We start from the raw sequence: 17,673 nt of genomic DNA on the forward strand, positions 1-17,673 counted from the left end.
CGTCCGGGTAGATGCTTAGCGTCGAGTTCGGGATGTGCTGCGCCAGCAAGTGGGTGTTTACGGTCGGCACCATGATGTCGTTGTCGCCATTTGCAACCAGAGTAGGTTGCTTGATGGCGGCCAACCGGGTCAGCTTCGTGGGGTCAGGGATGCCCCAAGTGGAGATGGCGGTGAGGTGTGCATCACGCGTGGCAATGCTGACAGGCAGGTCGCGATCCGTTTGGCGCAACTGACGGCGCCGAAGGAACTCGATACCCTTGGCGCGGCTGGTGGCGCTTCTCTCGAAGAAGATGGTCAGGACATCTTCCGCGTCGCTCTTCTCGGCGAGTGCAACCTTCAGGACTTCGGGCACGTACATGTGCATGTCTTGGCCGCCCTGCGGGCCAGTCCCGGCGAGCACCATGCGGCGAACCTGATGGGGCCGCATCAGCGCGAATTCCTGGGCAATGAAACCGCCGAGCGAGAAGCCGAACAGGTCGCAGCGCTCAATCTTCAGCGCGTCGGCGAACGCTATGGCGCCGTGCGCCATCTCCCGGATGGTGTTGGGCGTCGCGCCGCTGGAGCCACCGACACCCACGTTGTCCATCAGGATGACCTCTCGCTGCTCGGAGATCGCGTCCACGAGCGCCGGATCCCAGTTGTCCAGGTTCGCACGGTAGTGGACGAAGAAGATCAGCGGCAAAGCATTGCCGTCGGCCTTGCCGAATCGCCGATACGCGTACTTGATGCCGTTACTGCCTTCAATGGTGAGATTTTGGGCATTGACCTGCCCAACCTTTGTCGTCATTTCGTGTCCTTGCTTCATACAACACGGCTGTGCCTTAGCCTCAACGGCACGTCAAATTAATCTGACCGGTCAGCTTCAATGGGGCAACAGTTGTCTCATCAAATGGCTTCGCTGTCGCCCCCGGCCTCCTGAACGCCTTAGGCGTTCACGTCGACGAGCGTGCGTCCACGCACTTCGCCTTTCAATACCTGCACTGCGCGGCCCGCGGCCTCATTCAGGCCGATGACCGTGGCCATGCTGTCGAGCAGACCCGGATCGAGATCCGTGGCGAGACGAGACCAGGCCTGCTCACGGATTGCCATAGGTGCATTCACCGTGTCGATGCCGCTCAGCGTTACGCCCCGAAGGATGAACGGTGCCATGTTGCCCGTCAGGTCCATGCCCTGCGCGAGGCCGCAGGCGGCCACCGTTCCACCGTACTTGGTCTGTGCGAGCACATTGACGAGCGTATGACTTCCGACGGTGTCGACTGCGCCGCTCCATCGCTCGGCGCCGAGGGGACGCTGTGGTGGGCTGGACAGAGTAGCCCGATCGATGATCTCGGCCGCGCCCAGCGAGCGCAGGTAAGCCTCTTCGGATGCGCGGCCGGTTGACGCGAGGACCCGATAGCCCAGTTTTGCGAGGACTGCGATGGCCACAGACCCCACGCCGCCAGCGGCACCAGTGACGATAACGTCACCGCCGCGCACGCCTCCGCGCTCGAGGGCGAGCACACTCAGCATGGCCGCGAACCCGGCGGTGCCGATAGTGGCCGCCTGACGAGTGGAGATGTTCGCCGGCAGTTTGACCAGCCAATCGCCACGTACACGGGCCCGCTGCGCAAATCCGCCGTGGTGTGTAGCGCCAAGCTCGTAGCCGTTCAGGACTACGTTGTCGCCAGGTTTAAAGTCTGGATGGGACGACGCTTCGACGGTGCCCGCAAGGTCGATACCCGGGATCATCGGGAACCTTTTGATGAAGCCGCCGAGCCTGGTGATTGCAAGACCGTCCTTGTAGTTGACGGTCGAGTAATCCACCTTGATCGTAACGTCGCCTTGATCGAGGTCTGCATCCGTCAGCTCCGCGAGCTGAGCCGCGAGCTTGCCGTCTACTTCCGTGACCTGTACGCCTTTGAACGTTCCCATACCTCTCCTTTTACACGGATGTTCGCCCACGCCAACTGACGCGGCAGCGGTCGGTAGTATAAGACGATTGGTCATATTGTGCATTCCGCTCGAGACAGGCACAATGACGGTATGACCTAGAACTGTGCGCGGGAGCCAATTTAGACATGGGAAGAGTGAGCGTTCGACCACAGCTTGTGGATGCCGCGCTGGAGGTTTTCCAGGCGCAAGGCTTCAATGCCTCAAGCGTTCAAGACTTGACGGAAGCCGCCGGCGTGCCTAAGGGCTCGTTCTATAACCATTTTGAAAGTAAGGAAGAACTGGCGCTTGAGGCGTTAAGCGTCTACGTCAGTCAGCACGGGATCGAAATCCTGCGCGACCAAAAATATGAGCCACTGGAACGGATGAAGCGCCACTTCCGTGCCAATTGGAAGGTGGTGCGCGAACGCGGCTACCGGAGTGGTTGTTTGTTGGGTTCGCTGAGTTCAGAAATGGCCGACTCCCATGAGGCGGCAAGGGTTGAGTTTGCGAATTATTACCGGGGCTGGTCTGCCGAAATAGCCAGAGTAATCGGGGAGGCGCAGGCCACGGGAGTGATCAGCGATTTGATCGACCGACAGGTCCTCGGTAGGTTCGTGCTGAACGCTTGGCAGGGAGCGCTAATCCGAGCAAAGGTGTCGAAAGACGAGGAGGCATTCAAGGATTTTCTGGCTGTCATCTTTGGTGTGATCCTAGCTCCGAAACTCAAGGACTGAGCAACTGAGTTGGTCGCCAAACGGCCTGTGTGGCCTAATCCACCTAGGCGGCATGGCGCCAAAGAAAGCGCTTACTTGCTGGGGGGCGTAGCCGCACGGCAGCAAGGATCAGGGTGGGCGCGTATCAGTTGGTCTTGAGAGCTGGGACTAGTTCCCGCGTTTTGTTTTTGCGCAGCAACGGCAGCGATATCAAGCGCCGTCTGCGCAATGCGTCCCCCTCGACCATCGTCTTGTGGTTTCCAGCGCCGAGGCCGAGTTGAGACGGCAAAGCCGCCAGAAAATGCGCGGCTCCCGAAGAGGGAAGGGGACTCACTTGCCCGTACGGCACCAGGGTTTATGCAACAATTCCCCACGGCGCTCCGAGACTTCCGTCGCTCAAATCTTCAAATCGACAGGCAAACTTTGCCGAAATGCTTGCCAGCTGCCTGGTAGCGAAACGCGTCGGCAATCTCGTCGAGTGGAAACGTACGGTCAATCGCGGGCTTCATGCCAGTTGCGTCGATCGCGCGCACCATGTCGACCTGATTCTTGCGGCTGCCGACAATGAGCCCCTGCAACTTCTGTTGACGAAGCATCAGGGAAACCGTCGGCACTTGACCGGCAATGCCGGTCAATACGCCGATCAGCGCGATGTGGCCACCGATCCGGCAGGCACGGATCGACTGTCCCAGCGTGTCCGGACCGCCCACTTCGACAACATTGTCGACGCCGCGACCGTTCGTGATTTCGAGTACCTTCGCAGCCCAATCGGTATCGCGTCGGTAGTTGATCAAGTGATCGGCGCCTAGCGCGCGGGCCTTTTCCAGCTTCTCGTCGGACGACGAGGTTGCAATCACCGTCGCACCCATCTGCTTGGCGAACTGCAGCGCGAAGATCGAGACGCCTCCCGTACCCTGGACAAGCACCGTGTCGCCGGCCTTCAGCGCGCTGTCGACAACCAGGGCGCGCCACGCGGTCAGCCCGGCAGTAGTCAAAGTCGCAGCCTCCGTATGGCTGTAGCCTCGCGGCGCGAGCGTGAACCACTGGGCTGGGCGGACGACGGCTTCCCGCGCGTATCCATCGACGCCGTCGCCCGGTGTCGTCGAAAAATCGGCTTGTGTCGGACCGCCGTCAAGCCACGATGGGAAGAACGTCGATACGACCGCGTCGCCGACCGAAAATTCGGTTACGCCGTCGCCGATCGCTTCGACAACGCCTGCGCCGTCCGACATGGGAATGCGACCGTCATCGGTGTGCATGCGTCCTGTGACTACACCCAAATCATGGAAATTGRGCGAGCTTGCGTGGATGCGTACGCGGATTTCTCCCGGCGCCGGCGAACCGGGATCGGCGAGATCCACGCGCTCGAGGTGCTCCAATGTGGCGGGTTGGCGCAAAGTAATAGCTTTCATCGAAGTAACTCCTGGTAATCGATTGACGGGTGCACTGCGCGATGCGGCTTCTGCGTCGAGTAGGCCAGAGCGCGCATTGATCGGTGCGCGCGGCCGAGGAAGATCCGCGACCACGTACGTCATGATTTTCCGGGTCTGCGTTGATTACCGCAAGAACGTACAATTAACTCAGGTACTACCAATCATGTAGGTATAAAGCTATGCGACCAAAACGCCTGGACAGCAAGAGTGGCTGCGCCGTCGAAGTGACGCTCTCCGTGATCGGCGGCTTATGGAAGCCGCTGATCCTCTTTCATTTGTTGCGCGAAAAGAAGCGATTTATGGAACTTACACGACTGATGCCAAACACCACGCAACGCATGCTGACGCTGCAACTGCGCGAACTGGAGGCGGACGGCATCGTTGCGCGCCATGTCTATCCGCAGATCCCGCCAAAGGTCGAATACGAGCTGACGCCCTTTGGTGAAACGCTCGCGCCGTTGCTGATCAGCCTGAGGGAGTGGGGTGACTCCTATCAGGCACGCGGCGCCAAAGACATTGCGCCAGGCAACGAGGGCAATACAGACGCGCCGCCTTCGCACGACAAGGACTTGAGGGCCGCAGTGTCGGGATGTCGGACTTGTCCCGCATAAGGCGCGGGTTGGGTTGCCTTACCAGAGTGTCCCCAATATCCCGATACTGAGGATCTATGTAGTGCGCTGTTCACAATCTGGAGACACTTGCGCGCGCGATCGCGTAGCGCACGCTCCAGCGGTGGATCGACGTACCTTTCTGTAATTGTTCGCTAAGTCAGCGGCACTCGCGATGAAAGGCGTGCAGAAAAGGGAAACAGCGGCGATCACAGTAGTGGTAAGGCGGTTCATACGTTGTCCTTTCGGGGGGATGCAAGCTACGGGTGGTGCAAGGGCGGACTACGCGTCGTGGAGTTCGAGAACGGCATCGCCGTACCCAACAGTCTCGCCATCGTCCACAAGCTGGTTTCCAGCCATCCCATCTGCCGGAGCGATGATGGCGCTCAATACCGAGTCAATGGTCAGGTAGCCCACGTGGTCTCCCTGCTTTACCGCATCGGTAGATGTCTCAGCCGCGAGAGGGTGTGCTCGACTGAATGCGCCAGTTGCATCAGATAGGACTTCCTTGCGCCGCGCAGGCTGGGGGGCGACGATTGAGCGGGTCGTTACAGTCGTCCCATGTGCATCGCTCGGCGATGCGGCCACGTCGGCAAAGCGTAGCGTCAAGGTTCGAGTGCCATCCCCACACGTCAACTCCGAAACGCCGGCTCGCTCAAGTCTGGCGACCAGGGAGGTAAGCTCTTCAGTGTTCATCATTGCCCTCCTTTGAAGCTGCGTCCCACAGCGATAGCAGTCTTTCCAGGTAGTGGATGTCTGCGCCGCCAGCGACGAAGGTGGGTTCATCCATCAGCTTGCGATGCAATGGCACAGTTGTCTGAATTCCTTCGATCCGAACCTCGTCAAGCGCGGCCTTCATTCGCGCTATGGCCTCCTCCCGAGTGACGCCATGTACCACGAGCTTCGCAATGAGGGAGTCATAGTGCGGTGGCACGACATAGCCCGGATACACATGTGAATCCACGCGGACACCCGGCCCGCCAGGTGCAATCCAATCGAGGATTTCTCCGGGGCAGGGCGTGAACTTCCATGGGTGCTCGGCGTTGATGCGGCATTCAATGGAGTGGCCGGAAAAGGAGACATCGCACTGCTTCACGCTGAGCTTCTCGCCGCGCGCAATGCGAAGCTGTTCGGCAACGATGTCAATACCGGTGACGAGTTCGGTCACGGGATGCTCGACCTGAACACGCGTATTCATCTCGATGAAGAAGAATTCACCGTTTTCGTACAGGAACTCGAACGTGCCGGCGCCGCGGTATCCAATCTGGACGCACGCTTGCGCGCAGAGCTCTCCGATCTTTGCTATCTCGCTTCGGGCGATGCCTGGTGCCGGAGACTCTTCAATGAGCTTCTGATGACGTCGTTGCGTGGAGCAGTCTCGCTCACCCAGCCAGACGGCATTGCCGTGCGTGTCGGCCAAGATCTGGATTTCGACGTGGCGCGGCGTCTTCAGATACCGCTCCAGATAGACAGTGGGATTCCCGAATGCGCGGCCAGCTTCCTCCCGCGTCACCGCTACCGCATTGACCAACTCGGCAGGGCTCTCGACGACGCGCATACCTCTACCGCCACCACCGCCCGCCGCCTTGACAATAAGCGGGTATCCGACGCGCTCTGCGACGTCAACAATGCGGTCTGGTTCTTCTGACAGTGGGCCATCTGAGCCAGGAACGCAGGGAACACCAGCTTTTGCCATGGCCTGCTTGGCGCTCACCTTGTCACCCATCAGCCGGATGGATTCGGAGGTCGGTCCCACGAAAACAAGTCCGGCGCTCTCGACTGCAGCAGCAAACGAGGCATTCTCGGAGAGAAAGCCGTATCCAGGATGCACGGCTCCCGCGCCTGTTGCCTTCGCGGCGAGAAGAATCTCTTGGTGATTCAGGTAGCTCTTCGACGATGGAGCAGGGCCGATGCATATCGCCTTGTCCGCCAATGCGACATGTCGAAGCGTGGCATCCGCCTCGGAGTGAGCCGCTACCGTCTTGAGTCCGAGTTTGCGACAAGCACGCAGAATTCTCAGTGCAATCTCACCACGGTTCGCTATGAGGACAGTATCAAACATGGGCTGCCTCCAGCTTCTCGATGACAAATAGCGGTGTGTCGGCGGAGATCGCCGCGCCGTCGGCAACGAGAATCTCCGCAATCCGTCCTGCACGGTCGGATTCAATCGGGTTGAGCAGCTTCATTGCTTCCACGATTGCCAAGGTTTGGCCTTCCTCGACGGTGTCACCAACCGACACGAACGAGGGTTGGTTCGGGGCAGGAGAGCGATAGAAGGTGCCAATCATCCCCGCAATCACACTATTTCGAGTGGTCGTCGCCGTGGGGGCCTCGGGGCCGTCGGCCTCTTCCGCCAACGCAGGCGCCAGATCCGCCACAAGTTGTTCGGACGTCCCGGCGGTGGGGCTAGGGCGTGATGAGCGCCTCTCGAGCTTCACCTGTCGCTGCCCGTCGCCATATTCGATTTCGCTGAGCGCCGTTGAGCTTTCAAGGACGTCGAGCAGCGTTTGCACGAACTTCAGGTCCATGTGTTCCTCAGCTGAATGACTTGACCACGATGCCAGCGCCCTCGAGCGTGCAACGGACTTTCGCCGCCATCTGGATGGCACCGGGCGTGTCGCTATGGACGCAGATGGTGTCAATCTGGACGGGGAGAAGCTTCCCGGAAATAGTTTCAATGGCGCCGGCCCGGACCATCCGCAGCATGCGGGCCGCCGCTTCGTCGCCGTCGTGCAGCACTGCGCCGGGCACGGAGCGATGTACCAGGTTCCCCTCCTCGGTATATGCACGGTCGGCGAAGACCTCGCGCCGCACAGACAAGCCCATCTCGGAAGCCACGCGCTCCATTGCAGCGCCAGCGAAAGTCATGCAGGTAAGGCTCGGGTCGACCGCCTTGATTGCACGTGCAATGGCTTTCGCGACGGCTTCGTCAGTCTGCGTCAGGTTTCCGAGCGCACCGTGTGCCTTGACGTAGGTAATCGGGTGACCGGCATATCGGGACAGCGCTTGCGCCGCGCCAATCTGATACGCAACCAGACGTTCAATTTCGCCGTGCGTGAACGGAATGACGCGACGACCGAAGCCCCACAGGTCGGGGAAGCCAGGATGGGCGCCCACAGCGACGCCACGAGCCTTTGCCAGCGCGAACGTCTTCGCCATGATTTCCGGGTCGCCCGCGTGCAATCCACAAGCGACATTGGCGGAGGTGACAATCTCGAGGATGGCAGCATCATCGCCCATACGGTAGGCGCCGAAACCCTCACCCATATCGGAATTAAGGTCTACTTCGATGGCGCTATTTTGTGTGCTCATGATTCTCGGTTCCTTGTTGAGGTTTGGGAGGCGGCTGGCTAGGCGCGCCCGGACATCATTGCCAGGGTGTCCCTGATGCGTAGTTCTTCGTCGCGTCTCGTTTGAAGTGCGGCTATCGCAGTATCAATGTCGGTGAGCCCGAATCGAATTCCGCAACCGATAGGAGCTTGCGAGAGCTTCCACAAGTCGGCTTCAATCACAGTGGCAATCTTCGGGTAGCCGCCGCACGTATTAGCTTCTGCAAGCTGGACGATGGCTTGACCCGACGGGGGGACCTGAATGGTTCCTGCGACGATGCCGTGAGAGAGCAGTTCGACGTGCTGCGATTGGTTCAGCACCGGTCCGTTGAGTCGATATCCAACGCGATTTGCGTCTGGCGTCACCTTGAACACATCTTGCAAGAAGGCCGTCTGCGACTCGGGCGTGAATCGCTCGAACTCCGCAGCAGGCAGTACACGGACGGTGATGCAGTTCGTGCTCAATTCATCCCAATAATCGAGCAAGCCCTCAGGAACCACGCCGAGCCCGACCTTCCAGGGACGGTCCGAAGCCGATAGCTCATTGCCGACCGCCAGGCGGTCCCCACGCATCAAGCCGCGACCCGAGGCACCACCGAAGGTGCCTTTCAGGTCGGTCGACTTCGAGCCCATGATTGGTTTGACGTCGATGCCGCCACCAATGGTCAAGTAGGCTCGGGCCCCGCGCCGCGGGCGCTCGATGACAAGGGTCTGCCCCGCCGAAGCAGTACGGCCCCACCAGGGCGCGAGGCGGTGTTCGTCCAGGCTTGCCTTGGCGTCTGCGCCTGTCACGGCAAAACGTGTGTCCTCGTGGAACTTGACGCGAAATGGGAACAGGTTGATTTCGATGCCCGCTTCCCCACGGTCATTTCCTACCAGCGCGTTACCGAACGACAGGGCGAAAGGGTCCATGGCGCCGCTGCGGCTGACGCCGTAACGCATGCATCCGTAGCGTCCGAGGTCCTGCACTACGTTTGGCGCACCGTTCGAGAGAATCTCTATCACGCCACAATCTCCTTGATGCTGAATCTGACCGTGTCCCCGGGCGCGAGCAAGCACGGACTGTCCTTGGTTGCGTCAAACATCTCCCGGTCGGTCATGCCGACGAGATGCCAGCCTGACGGCGCTGTGCATGGCATGACGCCGGCCTGGCTGCCGCCCACAATCACCGAGCCCTTCCGGACCTTCATGCGTGGCGTGCTTCGGCGAGGCACTGAAAGCGCTTCCGGAAGTCCCGTCATGTACGCGAATCCGGGCATTGAGCCAACGCACGCAACGGTGTAGACCCCTGAGCTATGCCGAAGGACATACTCGTCTATGGTGAGTGCCGCGCCTTCTGCGAGGTTCTTCAAGTCCTCGCCATACTCGCCGCCGTAGGTGACGGGGATGTCGAAATGCCTGCCGCAGCGGTGCGACGGCGTTGCGGACTCCCATAGCTGGCGCATCAGCGCCTGCGCTTTACGAGGGTGAAGCTGGAGGGGGTCGAATGTCAGGAGGAGGTTGTTGATGCCGAGTATCACCTCATGCGGCGTAGCCTTCCCTAAGCGCTGACGCAACTTGCTGGCCAGTGAAAGCAGGAATGACTGGATGTCGTTGTCGAAAGCGCCTGTGGAAGCGTCGAGCAAGAGCGCGCCGGAGCCCGCGGCGTGAATGTGGGCAGCGATGGTGTTGTCGGGCGCTGCCAGTTCCAGTGTGAGCGTCATGCTTGAAAGATGCCGGTTGCGAGTCGGGGTCCGGCCGCGCAATGACGCAGCGGCCGGGACTGGTCAGTGTTCCAGCGGCTTGTGAGCCGTTTCCTTGGCTGCGAGCAGGCTGGCCAAAGTGACCAGCAGGCCAGCTCCGATGTAGAGCGAGAGGGGGGTGGACGACTGATATGTCTTGTAGAGGCTGGCGAAGACGAGGGGCGCAAATCCCCCGCCGATGATGCCGCCCAGCGTCGCTGCAAGCGATGCTCCCGCATACCGGACACGCGTCGGGAACTGTTCCGTCACAAAGGCAGCTTGTGGGCCGTACATCATGGCCTGGAACAACATGCCGACTACGACGGCGATACAGATGTTCACCGGGTCGAGGGTGTTCATCAGCGCAAAGTATGCAAACGCCCAGCCAATCGACAACACGGTGCCCGCGCCATACACAAATCTCCGGCCGAGCTTGTCGCTGAGCGCGCCGAAGAGTGGCACCGAAACTGCATGGAGAGCAGCGCCGAGCATGGTTGCGGTCAGCGCCAGAGAGCGAGGCAGCTTGAGCACTGTCGTCACGTAAGTGAGCGTGAAAACCACGAGCAGGCCGTAGACAATGTCGGAGCCGATTCTCACGGCACCCGCAATCAGCAGACGCCGCCAGTAGCTGTGGAGTACTTCCTTCAGCGGCATCTTGGCTTTGCTATGGCCCCGCTCGAGCTGCTCGAACATCGGCGTCTCGTCCACGCCGCGGCGCAGCCACAGACCAAATGCAACGAGAAATACACTTGAAAGGAAAGGAATCCGCCAGCCCCACGCGTGGAACGCTTCGGTGGGGAGGAAGTAGGTGAAGAAGGTAATGAAGCCCGCACCTAGCAACGTGCCACAGGCAGGTCCAACCTGGGCGAAAGATGCATTGCGCCCACGTTGTTCCTGGCTGCCATGCTCCATCGAAAGCAGCACGGCACCCGCCCATTCACCTCCAATCGAGACGCCCTGGAGGAAACGAAGCGCGACCAGCAGGATGGGACTCCAGATTCCCCAGACTTCATAGGTGGGCAACATACCCATGAGGCCAGTCGACGCACCCATCAGCACCAACGTGGCGACCAGGACGAAGCGTCGCCCGAGCTTGTCACCGAGGTGGCCGAAGACAATGCCGCCGAAAGGCCGTGACAGGTATCCGACGGCGTAGGTCGAGAAGGCCAGGATGGTTCCAGACAACGGGTCCACCGACGGAAAGAACACGCTGTTGAAGACGAGCGCCGCCATGAGGTTGTAGACCGTGAAGTCGTACCATTCCAGCGTCGTACCAATTGAACTCGCGGCAGCGAGGCGCCGCATCTTTTGACGCGGAGCCGCGACATTGGCCAACTCGCCTGTTGGCGAAAAAATCGTTGTGTTGTCCATTACTTCAACTCCTCGCGAGACAGCTTCCACGTCAGCTGATAGCGGGCTGCATCGGCCGGCGAACAGGGAAGGGCTTCGATGGCATGGCGCAAGGCAGCTTCGTTCGAAGCGGAGTTGCTGCTTTCGATGATGTAGAGCGGACGCATCTTGCGCGTGGCAAGGTCCTCAAGGGGGAGCGGGCGGCTGAGCTCGTCATTCGGGCTGATGAGGTATGAGCGGACGAACGCATTGTCTTCCGCAAGTAGGGCCCCCACGTTCTTGCAATTCCCTTCCACGTCAGGAGTGGCGGCATTCAGCGGGAGCACTGCGACCCAACCTCCACTGCCTTGACCGACGTCTGCGGAAACGTCGCCAATCCGGCGCGTTGGGAGGAGCATTTTCGGCAGTACCTTCATGGACCAGGGAGTCTGGTTCTTGAAGGCATGGGAATATGCCGGTGAAGAAAATACTGAAATCGATTCCGCCCAATACAGGCCCAGATATTTCGGACGACCAGTTACCGCAATATAACGAGCCGCCGAGATAACTCCTTCCATCCGGACCCGCTCTTCAATATGTTCCCGGTCATACCAGGCGTTGAAATCTATTTCATCTTCAGGGCGAATATCCGATGCGACAAAAAGCATGCCAAGTCTATTCTCTGTCATTTCCCCACCTCGCTCGTTTTGGTAATTTGAATGCTACTAAGACGACGTAGTGAGGCACAAACGGGAATTTTTTCGACTACCTAATAGACTTTCTTTCGACCCTTAAGGGTTGGTGCACCAGGGCGATCGAAAATGGGGCATTTCTGGTGCATCAAGTGCCTTCTGGAGCTTTTGTGGCGAGGGTAATCCCTATTCATCTGGCCATGGAAGACTTCGGTTTATTCGGAATATGGGGGCTAGGGTAATCCCTGGGAGGGGCTCAAGGTGCTCCCGGAACCAAGAAATGCTGCGTGCGGATCGGTGAGTCCGCATCAATGCGGCGAGAATGATGCGGGCATTGAGCGCATAAATCGGTCTGCTTCCTGGCAAGCCAATTCGGCGACAAGTTTGATGGCGTCGGATTCGCGGCTTTCCAGATAGCTGACAATCAGGCCCTGAGGCGGGAGCGGCATGTCAGTTTCGATAATCCGCAGCTCACCCCTGACAACCTCCTCGCGTACCGGCGGCAGTGGTATTAATGCGTTTCCAAAACCGCATCGCACCAGTCGAGCAAGCGCAGCTATCGAATTAACGCAATGCACCTTTCCCATTGGCACACCAGCGCGCCGATACACGTCCCTAAGCACAAGGTAAGGCTGAGAGCCACGGCTCATTGTGACCACTGGTTGGGTAAGCAGCTCCCGGACGGCTACCTTGCGCTCGCCTTTATTGCCAGGCCCAACCCATCCCATCCGCATTGGGAGGCAGGTCGTGCTAACGACACCATCTCCGGCCAGCTGGTCGGTCTGGAGGGCAATATCGACATCCCCGTCGCGAAGACTCTTGTTCAGTCGGTCGGTGGACTCAGAACTCAGCTGGACTTCAATTCCCGGATAGGATGACTGGAGATGCTCGATGAAGCCCACGAGCCAAGTGTGGACCACGGTATCAATTGCACCGATGCGAACACTGCCGAGCACGTTCTGGTCCGACTGTCCGAGCTGCATGATGTACTTCTGCATCTCGAGAACCCGCTCGCCAAGCGGTATCAGCCGCATGCCTACCGGCGTCAGGCGCAAGTCCCCCGCATCTCGGGAAAAAACCCGGGCGCCGATTTCTTCCTCCAGTGATGCAATACGATTGGAAATCGTGGCCTGGGTGATGTGGAGCTTTTCGGCAGCGGCGCGAAAGCTACCTAACTGCACGACAAGGATGAAGCTCTCAAGAAAGCGAGTGTTCATGTGAGTACAAGGCCCGGTTTCATGCCGCTGCAACTACCTTCCGGCGCTACGGCGACGTCAGCGGCGCTCAGCACTTGTTACGAACGCATCGATGCGTCGCCACATCTCCACCGGATTGGAGTACATCGGAAAGTGGCCACAATCGCTGATTTCCGCGAGTTCGACGCCGGACTTGGCCAGGAGCGGCAAGTACGTCAGATAACTATTCTGTTCACCGTACATGAACATCCTCGGGAAAGGTAACGACAAGAACTTGCCCATGAGGTCGCCATGGTCCGACAGGTGCACCATCGACGTGAAGATGCCGGACACCGCCTGCGCACGGACCTTGTGACGCAGACTTGCGGCGTAAAGCGGCGAAGAGTACTGCGAGGAGTGCCAGTTTCGTTCGATGAAGTCGTTGAAGAACGCTTGAGTGTCATCGGCGGGGAAGTCCACAATCTGCCTGCTCAGGAAGCAGTCTTCCGGTGCGACGTTGCCCTCGATGTCCACAAAGCTCAATACTCGGTCGCGCAACTCATGCGCAAGCATCAGCGCTGTGAGTCCACCCATGGAGTGCCCGACCAAATGAAAGCGGTCGATGCCTGCATGGGCGAGCATCGCTTTGGCCGTCTCGACCAGGAAGGGAATACACACCTTGCGAAGGTCGCCACAGGCAGTCTCTCCACAGCCAGGTGCATCATAGGCAAGGAAGGGACGGCCACCGAATGCACGATTGATGGAGATGTCTGCGTAGTCTTCCTTCGTGGACCCGAACCCGTGCAAGAACACGATAGGCGCGCGCTCACCCGGACGACTGATGGCAGCGATTTTAAGCGCCACGCCGTCGACCTCCATCGATACAGTTTCCTTCCGGGTGTTTCTGTTCGTCGTTATCATTGGGATGCTGTTATCCTGAATTCCACAAGTGTCAATCGACCGTGGCGCCATATTGTTGTGTCGCGACGTAGGGCCAGTGATGTTGCCGACCCTACTTCCAATCTCACTCAAGAGACAGGCAGAACCGACGAATGGCTTCGCAGGCCTTACGCAGCGAATCGTTGTCCAGCGCGTATGCGATGCGGATGTATGGACCGAGCCCGAATGCGGAGCCGTGTACCACGGCGACGTTCGCTTCCTCAAGCAGTGCAAGCGCAACATCCTCGTCTGTGCGAAGCAGCGTGCCTGCGGGCGTGGTCTTGCGGAGCAGCCCTTCACACGAGGCAAACGCATAGAATGCGCCGCCCGGTACGGCACAACTCAGTCCCGGCGTATTGTTCAGCAGGTGCACCATCATGTCTCGCCGCGCCTGAAATACGGCCTTCGAGTCGCAGATGAAATCCTGAGGGCCTTGCAACGCGGCGAGAGCAGCATGCTGCGAGATTGAGGAGGCGCCAGAGGTTTGCTGTCCTTGCAGCTTCTCCATCGCCTCGAGCAGCCAGGCCGGCCCGGTGCCAAAGCCGATGCGCCAGCCGGTCATGGCATAGGCTTTGGAGACGCCGTTCATGGTCAGCGTCCTGTCCTTGAGGCGCGGTTCCACCTGAGCCATGGTATGGAACTGCGCGCCATCGAAGGTGAGATGCTCGTAGATGTCATCCGACAGTATGAGCACGTGGGGATGGGCCAGCAGTACTTCGGCCAGCCCTGCCAACTCTGCTTGCGAGTAGACGGCACCGGTCGGGTTCGATGGGGAATTGAGAATCAGCCAACGAGTGCGCGGCGTGATGGCTTTGCCCAACGCGGCAGGCGTCAGCTTGAAGCCTACCTCGGCGCCACACTGTACGACCACCGGCGTGGCCCCACACAGCTGAACCATCTCGGGATAGCTCACCCAATAGGGCGCAGGGACGATGACCTCGTCGCCGGTGTTCAACGTGGCGGCCAGGGCGTTATAGATGACCTGCTTGCCGCCCGAGCAGACGATGGTGTCCTGCCAGCTTGTATCGAGGCCGTTCTCGCGTTTGAACTTCTCGGCGATGGCTTCCCGCAAGGCGCGCAGTCCCGCGACCTGAGTGTAGCGAGTATGGCCGCTGCGAATGGCGCCGATGGCCGCCTCACAAATGTGACCCGGCGTGTCGAAATCGGGCTCTCCCGCACACAGGGAAATAATCTTTGCACCGGTCGCGCGCTTTGCTGCGACGCGGTCCATCATGCGGTAGGTGGCCGACGGCTGGGCGTTGGCAAGATTGACGTTCAAACGCTGCTGTTCGGCTGCCATCACGCCTTCCTCTGCAAGGTATGGTAGCCAAGGGCTTCGCGCGCTTCACCCAGTGTCTTGCCGTTGGCAATGTGCTCGCGAATCTGCGATTCCACATCTTCAATCTTGCGTGCTAGTTCCGCGACTTCCTTGGCGCGCTCACGCGGAATGACGACGACGCCGTTGGCATCCGCTACAACGATATCGCGAGCGCAGACGCGGGCAGTGCCCACCGAAATCGGTGTGTTCACGGAATCGACCTGCACGCGGTCCTTGCCGGTGCGCATGAACCGGCCGCGCGTAAAGAGCGGGTAGCCGTCGCCGAGAGCTTTCGTCACGTCTCGACAGACACCGTCAATCACCGTCCCGGCGATGCCGCGTGCCCCCGCGTACTGCGTCATGATGTCGCCCCAGACTGTGCAGTCTGTGCGGCCGTCATTGTCGATGACAATGACGTCGCCGGGGTTCACATCGTCAATGAAGTCGCCGACGGTGCCGGGAGGGGTACTGGCGGACACGTACTTGACCGTGAAAGCCGGGCCKACCACAGGCTTGCGGTAGTTGTCCAGCGGCGCAATATCCAGGCACTGACCGGGCAGACCAAGCCGGTCCATCGCATCGGACACGCCAGGGGTGTCCAGGCCCTCGAAAAGGGATACCAGATCCTTGTCAGTCATTTTGCCTCCTTGCTGTTGATGGCTTCGAATTCCTTGTCGTGCATGACTTCTTCGACGGAGCGTCCAGCGCGCACTGCCTGCACCATGCCGTCCTGGCGACGCGCGATACGCTCTCCCAGGTCGAGCACTTCCTCAATTCGGCTCGCGGGGACGAAGACGGTGCCGCAACGGTCTGCGATGACATAGTCGTCCTCGTTGACGACCACACCCGCAAACTCGACGGGCTTGCCGGCGTCGACCTGCACCACGCGGTTTCGGGCGCTGATCATCGTGACGCCGCGGCCGAACACGGGATACCCGATGGATTCGCTGCCTTCGATATCGCGGCTCACGCCGTCGATAACGGAGCCTCGCACCCGCTTTGCTGCCGCGGCGTTGGCGAGGATGTCACCCCAGCAAGAGATGCCATCGATGCCGCCGGCGATTACCAGAATGCGATCATCAGTCTGAATCTGGGCGACTACCGGCGTGATGAGATGCGCGGTCGGTTTTGCATCGGTCTTGGGGCCAAGTTGTATGGTGCTCGCGCGACCCACAATCTTGGGGCAGTCCCAAAGCGGGCGAATGCCAAAGGTTGCACCAGGGAGATTGAGGAAGTCGAGGGCGTCCGAAACCGTATTGGTGTCGAGCGATGCCAGGCGGTCCAGCAGTGAAGGTGTACTCATGAGGAGAGGGTGTGTGGGGTTGCCATGTTCATACTGTCGGCGCTAGAGTTGTGAATGTAAATTCCGAATCCAGTAACCTTTCGATACGCCAAACCTATCAATCGTCATGATTAACTTCAGGCTTGTCCGGCATCTCTATCTGTTCCTCGCGGTGGCTGAAGAAGGGAATTTCGGGCGTGCCGCGAAGCGGCTTGGAATGTCCCAGCCGCCGCTGACGGAGCAGATTCAGGTGTTGGAACAGGCGCTTAAAGTGAAGCTCTTCGAGCGCGGCAGGAAGGGAGCGTCCCTGACTCCGGTTGGGGCGGCAATCCTCCCCGCGGTACGCAAGTTCGCAGAGCAACTGGACCGTCTCGAACTCGCAGTGCAGGAAGCAATTGCCGGCAGCACGGGTGTGCTAACGATTGGCGCGATCTCGTCGGCGCTGGTCGATACGTTGCCCGGCTTGATTGACGCACTGGGGAAGAGATTTCCTCAGTTGACCGTCTCAGTCAGGGAGATCGACAGCGTCGACGCGGTGCCAGCGCTGGAGAGGGGCGACATCGACTTGGCCTTCGCGCGACTCGAAGGCGACTTGGGGTCAACCATTGGCGCCGTTCCGCTGAAACAAGACCGACTCGCCGTTGCTCTACCGAAGACCCACAGGCTCGCGGACCTGCCCAGGGTTCGTCTCGCGAGCCTCTCCGAGGAGCCATTCGTCATCTTTTCTCGTGCTGTCAGTCCGACGTACTTCGACAGTATCATCGCAACTTGCCGCGCCGCGGGTTTTTCGCCGCGCATACTCCACGAAGTACGAACCGTTGCTACTCAGGTGGCGTTTGTTGGCTGTGGGCAAGGTATTGCGCTCGTGCCATCGTCTATGAAGAAGGCCGCACCCGAGAGCGTTGTTGTTCGTCCGTTAAAGGAGGCCGTCAATGTCGTCACCACCGCGATGGCCTGGTCGAAGAGCAGGCAGAGCCCTGCCGTTGAAGCCGCCATCGACATCCTTTCGAGTGGGAAAGTGGCTGCGTCGAAGTTAATCCAGCCACGCCAGGCGGGATAGGGGCCACCAGACTAACCATAGGTTTAGCGTATCGAATCCATCCGGTATTTGGAATTTACAGAAGTGAGGCGTTGCCGGAGAGTTCGCACATCACCGCGACCTTTCCAGGAGATGCCAGTGGCAACGTCCAACCTAGTAATCAATCCCGTTCCAGACCTCGCGC

General features: G+C 59.7%; 19 protein-coding genes. 3 read left to right on the forward strand and 16 right to left on the reverse strand.

All coding sequences use genetic code 11. From position 1 onward, the window contains the following. Together AC1DO7_RS28955 and acuI are read right to left on the reverse strand one after the other, a co-directional pair. Positions 1–787: alpha/beta fold hydrolase (locus tag AC1DO7_RS28955; RefSeq protein ID WP_477116858.1), on the reverse strand; the 787-nt coding region annotated here is incomplete at its 3' end. Between the two features lie 137 nt (positions 788–924). Continuing rightward, the gene (gene acuI, locus AC1DO7_RS28960) at positions 925–1,911 is read right to left on the reverse strand and encodes an acrylyl-CoA reductase (NADPH) (protein WP_441619873.1); all 987 of its coding nucleotides are present in this window, start codon (positions 1,909–1,911) and stop codon (positions 925–927) included. A 146-nt stretch (positions 1,912–2,057) separates the two neighbouring features. On the opposite strand from acuI, the gene AC1DO7_RS28965 reads away from it, so the two are divergent. Continuing rightward, positions 2,058–2,645: a TetR/AcrR family transcriptional regulator gene (locus AC1DO7_RS28965; protein WP_441619875.1), complete on the forward strand. Its 588-nt coding sequence runs from the start codon at positions 2,058–2,060 to the stop codon at positions 2,643–2,645. Between the two features lie 383 nt (positions 2,646–3,028). On the opposite strand, the gene AC1DO7_RS28970 is transcribed toward AC1DO7_RS28965, so the two are convergent. After that, the gene (locus AC1DO7_RS28970) at positions 3,029–4,036 is read right to left on the reverse strand and encodes a zinc-dependent alcohol dehydrogenase family protein (RefSeq protein WP_477116859.1); all 1,008 of its coding nucleotides are present in this window, start codon (positions 4,034–4,036) and stop codon (positions 3,029–3,031) included. A 200-nt stretch (positions 4,037–4,236) separates the two neighbouring features. Between AC1DO7_RS28970 and AC1DO7_RS28975 the strand changes: the two genes are divergently transcribed. Next, positions 4,237–4,668 carry a winged helix-turn-helix transcriptional regulator gene (locus AC1DO7_RS28975; protein WP_441619879.1) on the forward strand — a complete coding sequence of 144 codons (432 nt, stop codon included), beginning with the start codon at positions 4,237–4,239 and terminating at the stop codon, positions 4,666–4,668. A gap of 279 nt (positions 4,669–4,947) precedes the next feature. Here AC1DO7_RS28975 and AC1DO7_RS28980 read toward each other — a convergent pair whose 3' ends face one another. The 13 genes from AC1DO7_RS28980 to AC1DO7_RS29040 form a co-directional block, all read right to left on the reverse strand. Then, positions 4,948–5,082, reverse strand: coding sequence for a hypothetical protein (locus AC1DO7_RS28980; RefSeq protein WP_441619881.1), 135 nt, complete (start codon positions 5,080–5,082; stop codon positions 4,948–4,950). Between the two features lie 268 nt (positions 5,083–5,350). Beyond that, positions 5,351–6,727, reverse strand: a complete 1,377-nt coding sequence (accC, locus tag AC1DO7_RS28985; RefSeq protein WP_441643436.1) for an acetyl-CoA carboxylase biotin carboxylase subunit — start codon at positions 6,725–6,727, stop codon at positions 5,351–5,353. Further along, positions 6,720–7,193: an acetyl-CoA carboxylase biotin carboxyl carrier protein gene (locus AC1DO7_RS28990; protein WP_441619884.1), complete on the reverse strand. Its 474-nt coding sequence runs from the start codon at positions 7,191–7,193 to the stop codon at positions 6,720–6,722. Before AC1DO7_RS28990 ends, accC begins: the two co-directional genes overlap by 8 nt. Before the next feature lie 7 nt (positions 7,194–7,200). Continuing rightward, on the reverse strand, positions 7,201–7,977 hold the full coding sequence (locus AC1DO7_RS28995) for a LamB/YcsF family protein (RefSeq protein WP_441619885.1): 777 nt from the start codon (positions 7,975–7,977) through the stop codon (positions 7,201–7,203). Between the two features lie 38 nt (positions 7,978–8,015). Continuing rightward, the gene (locus tag AC1DO7_RS29000; RefSeq protein WP_477116860.1) at positions 8,016–8,999 is read right to left on the reverse strand and encodes a 5-oxoprolinase subunit C family protein; all 984 of its coding nucleotides are present in this window, start codon (positions 8,997–8,999) and stop codon (positions 8,016–8,018) included. Further along, positions 8,996–9,697 (reverse strand): 5-oxoprolinase subunit PxpB, encoded by a 702-nt coding sequence (gene pxpB, locus AC1DO7_RS29005; protein ID WP_441619888.1) that lies wholly within the window; start codon positions 9,695–9,697, stop codon positions 8,996–8,998. The genes AC1DO7_RS29000 and pxpB overlap by 4 nt, the downstream gene beginning before the upstream one ends. Positions 9,698–9,760: 63 nt before the next feature. Next, a complete protein-coding gene (locus AC1DO7_RS29010; RefSeq protein WP_441620020.1) occupies positions 9,761–11,020 on the reverse strand; it encodes an MFS transporter in 1,260 nt (419 codons plus the stop codon). 65 nt (positions 11,021–11,085) lie between these two features. Further along, positions 11,086–11,712 carry a hypothetical protein gene (locus tag AC1DO7_RS29015; RefSeq protein WP_441619890.1) on the reverse strand — a complete coding sequence of 209 codons (627 nt, stop codon included), beginning with the start codon at positions 11,710–11,712 and terminating at the stop codon, positions 11,086–11,088. 332 nt (positions 11,713–12,044) lie between these two features. After that, a complete protein-coding gene (locus AC1DO7_RS29020; RefSeq protein ID WP_441619892.1) occupies positions 12,045–12,953 on the reverse strand; it encodes a LysR family transcriptional regulator in 909 nt (302 codons plus the stop codon). 57 nt (positions 12,954–13,010) lie between these two features. Beyond that, complete coding sequence (locus tag AC1DO7_RS29025; RefSeq protein ID WP_441619893.1) at positions 13,011–13,790, reverse strand: alpha/beta fold hydrolase; 780 nt, start codon at positions 13,788–13,790, stop codon at positions 13,011–13,013. A 145-nt stretch (positions 13,791–13,935) separates the two neighbouring features. Continuing rightward, entirely contained in the window at positions 13,936–15,150 is a 1,215-nt protein-coding gene (locus AC1DO7_RS29030) for a pyridoxal phosphate-dependent aminotransferase (protein ID WP_441619895.1), read from the reverse strand. Then, positions 15,150–15,806, reverse strand: coding sequence for an RraA family protein (locus AC1DO7_RS29035; protein ID WP_441619897.1), 657 nt, complete (start codon positions 15,804–15,806; stop codon positions 15,150–15,152). The genes AC1DO7_RS29030 and AC1DO7_RS29035 overlap by 1 nt, the downstream gene beginning before the upstream one ends. After that, the gene (locus AC1DO7_RS29040; RefSeq protein ID WP_441619899.1) at positions 15,803–16,471 is read right to left on the reverse strand and encodes an RraA family protein; all 669 of its coding nucleotides are present in this window, start codon (positions 16,469–16,471) and stop codon (positions 15,803–15,805) included. Before AC1DO7_RS29040 ends, AC1DO7_RS29035 begins: the two co-directional genes overlap by 4 nt. Positions 16,472–16,577: 106 nt before the next feature. Here AC1DO7_RS29040 and AC1DO7_RS29045 point away from each other — a divergent pair, with 106 nt between their 5' ends. Beyond that, the gene (locus AC1DO7_RS29045; RefSeq protein ID WP_441619901.1) at positions 16,578–17,510 is read left to right on the forward strand and encodes a LysR family transcriptional regulator; all 933 of its coding nucleotides are present in this window, start codon (positions 16,578–16,580) and stop codon (positions 17,508–17,510) included. Positions 17,511–17,673 lie beyond the last annotated feature (163 nt).

Source organism: Cupriavidus sp. 05N40 (assembly GCF_056397305.1).

What these genes read in the sequence shown, in the direction of transcription:
- AC1DO7_RS29010 (WP_441620020.1), bottom strand. Translation starts at nt 11,020, where the DNA reads ATGCGGCGCCTCGCTGCCGCGAGTTCAATTGGTACGACGCTGGAATGG.
- AC1DO7_RS28975 (WP_441619879.1), top strand. Translation starts at nt 4,237, where the DNA reads ATGCGACCAAAACGCCTGGACAGCAAGAGTGGCTGCGCCGTCGAAGTG.
- AC1DO7_RS29025 (WP_441619893.1), bottom strand. Translation starts at nt 13,790, where the DNA reads ATGGAGGTCGACGGCGTGGCGCTTAAAATCGCTGCCATCAGTCGTCCG.
- pxpB (WP_441619888.1), bottom strand. Translation starts at nt 9,697, where the DNA reads ATGACGCTCACACTGGAACTGGCAGCGCCCGACAACACCATCGCTGCC.
- AC1DO7_RS29015 (WP_441619890.1), bottom strand. Translation starts at nt 11,712, where the DNA reads ATGCTTTTTGTCGCATCGGATATTCGCCCTGAAGATGAAATAGATTTC.
- AC1DO7_RS29020 (WP_441619892.1), bottom strand. Translation starts at nt 12,953, where the DNA reads ATGAACACTCGCTTTCTTGAGAGCTTCATCCTTGTCGTGCAGTTAGGT.
- AC1DO7_RS28990 (WP_441619884.1), bottom strand. Translation starts at nt 7,193, where the DNA reads ATGGACCTGAAGTTCGTGCAAACGCTGCTCGACGTCCTTGAAAGCTCA.
- accC (WP_441643436.1), bottom strand. Translation starts at nt 6,727, where the DNA reads ATGTTTGATACTGTCCTCATAGCGAACCGTGGTGAGATTGCACTGAGA.
- AC1DO7_RS29040 (WP_441619899.1), bottom strand. Translation starts at nt 16,471, where the DNA reads ATGAGTACACCTTCACTGCTGGACCGCCTGGCATCGCTCGACACCAAT.
- AC1DO7_RS28965 (WP_441619875.1), top strand. Translation starts at nt 2,058, where the DNA reads ATGGGAAGAGTGAGCGTTCGACCACAGCTTGTGGATGCCGCGCTGGAG.
- AC1DO7_RS28995 (WP_441619885.1), bottom strand. Translation starts at nt 7,977, where the DNA reads ATGAGCACACAAAATAGCGCCATCGAAGTAGACCTTAATTCCGATATG.
- acuI (WP_441619873.1), bottom strand. Translation starts at nt 1,911, where the DNA reads ATGGGAACGTTCAAAGGCGTACAGGTCACGGAAGTAGACGGCAAGCTC.
- AC1DO7_RS29030 (WP_441619895.1), bottom strand. Translation starts at nt 15,150, where the DNA reads ATGGCAGCCGAACAGCAGCGTTTGAACGTCAATCTTGCCAACGCCCAG.
- AC1DO7_RS29045 (WP_441619901.1), top strand. Translation starts at nt 16,578, where the DNA reads ATGATTAACTTCAGGCTTGTCCGGCATCTCTATCTGTTCCTCGCGGTG.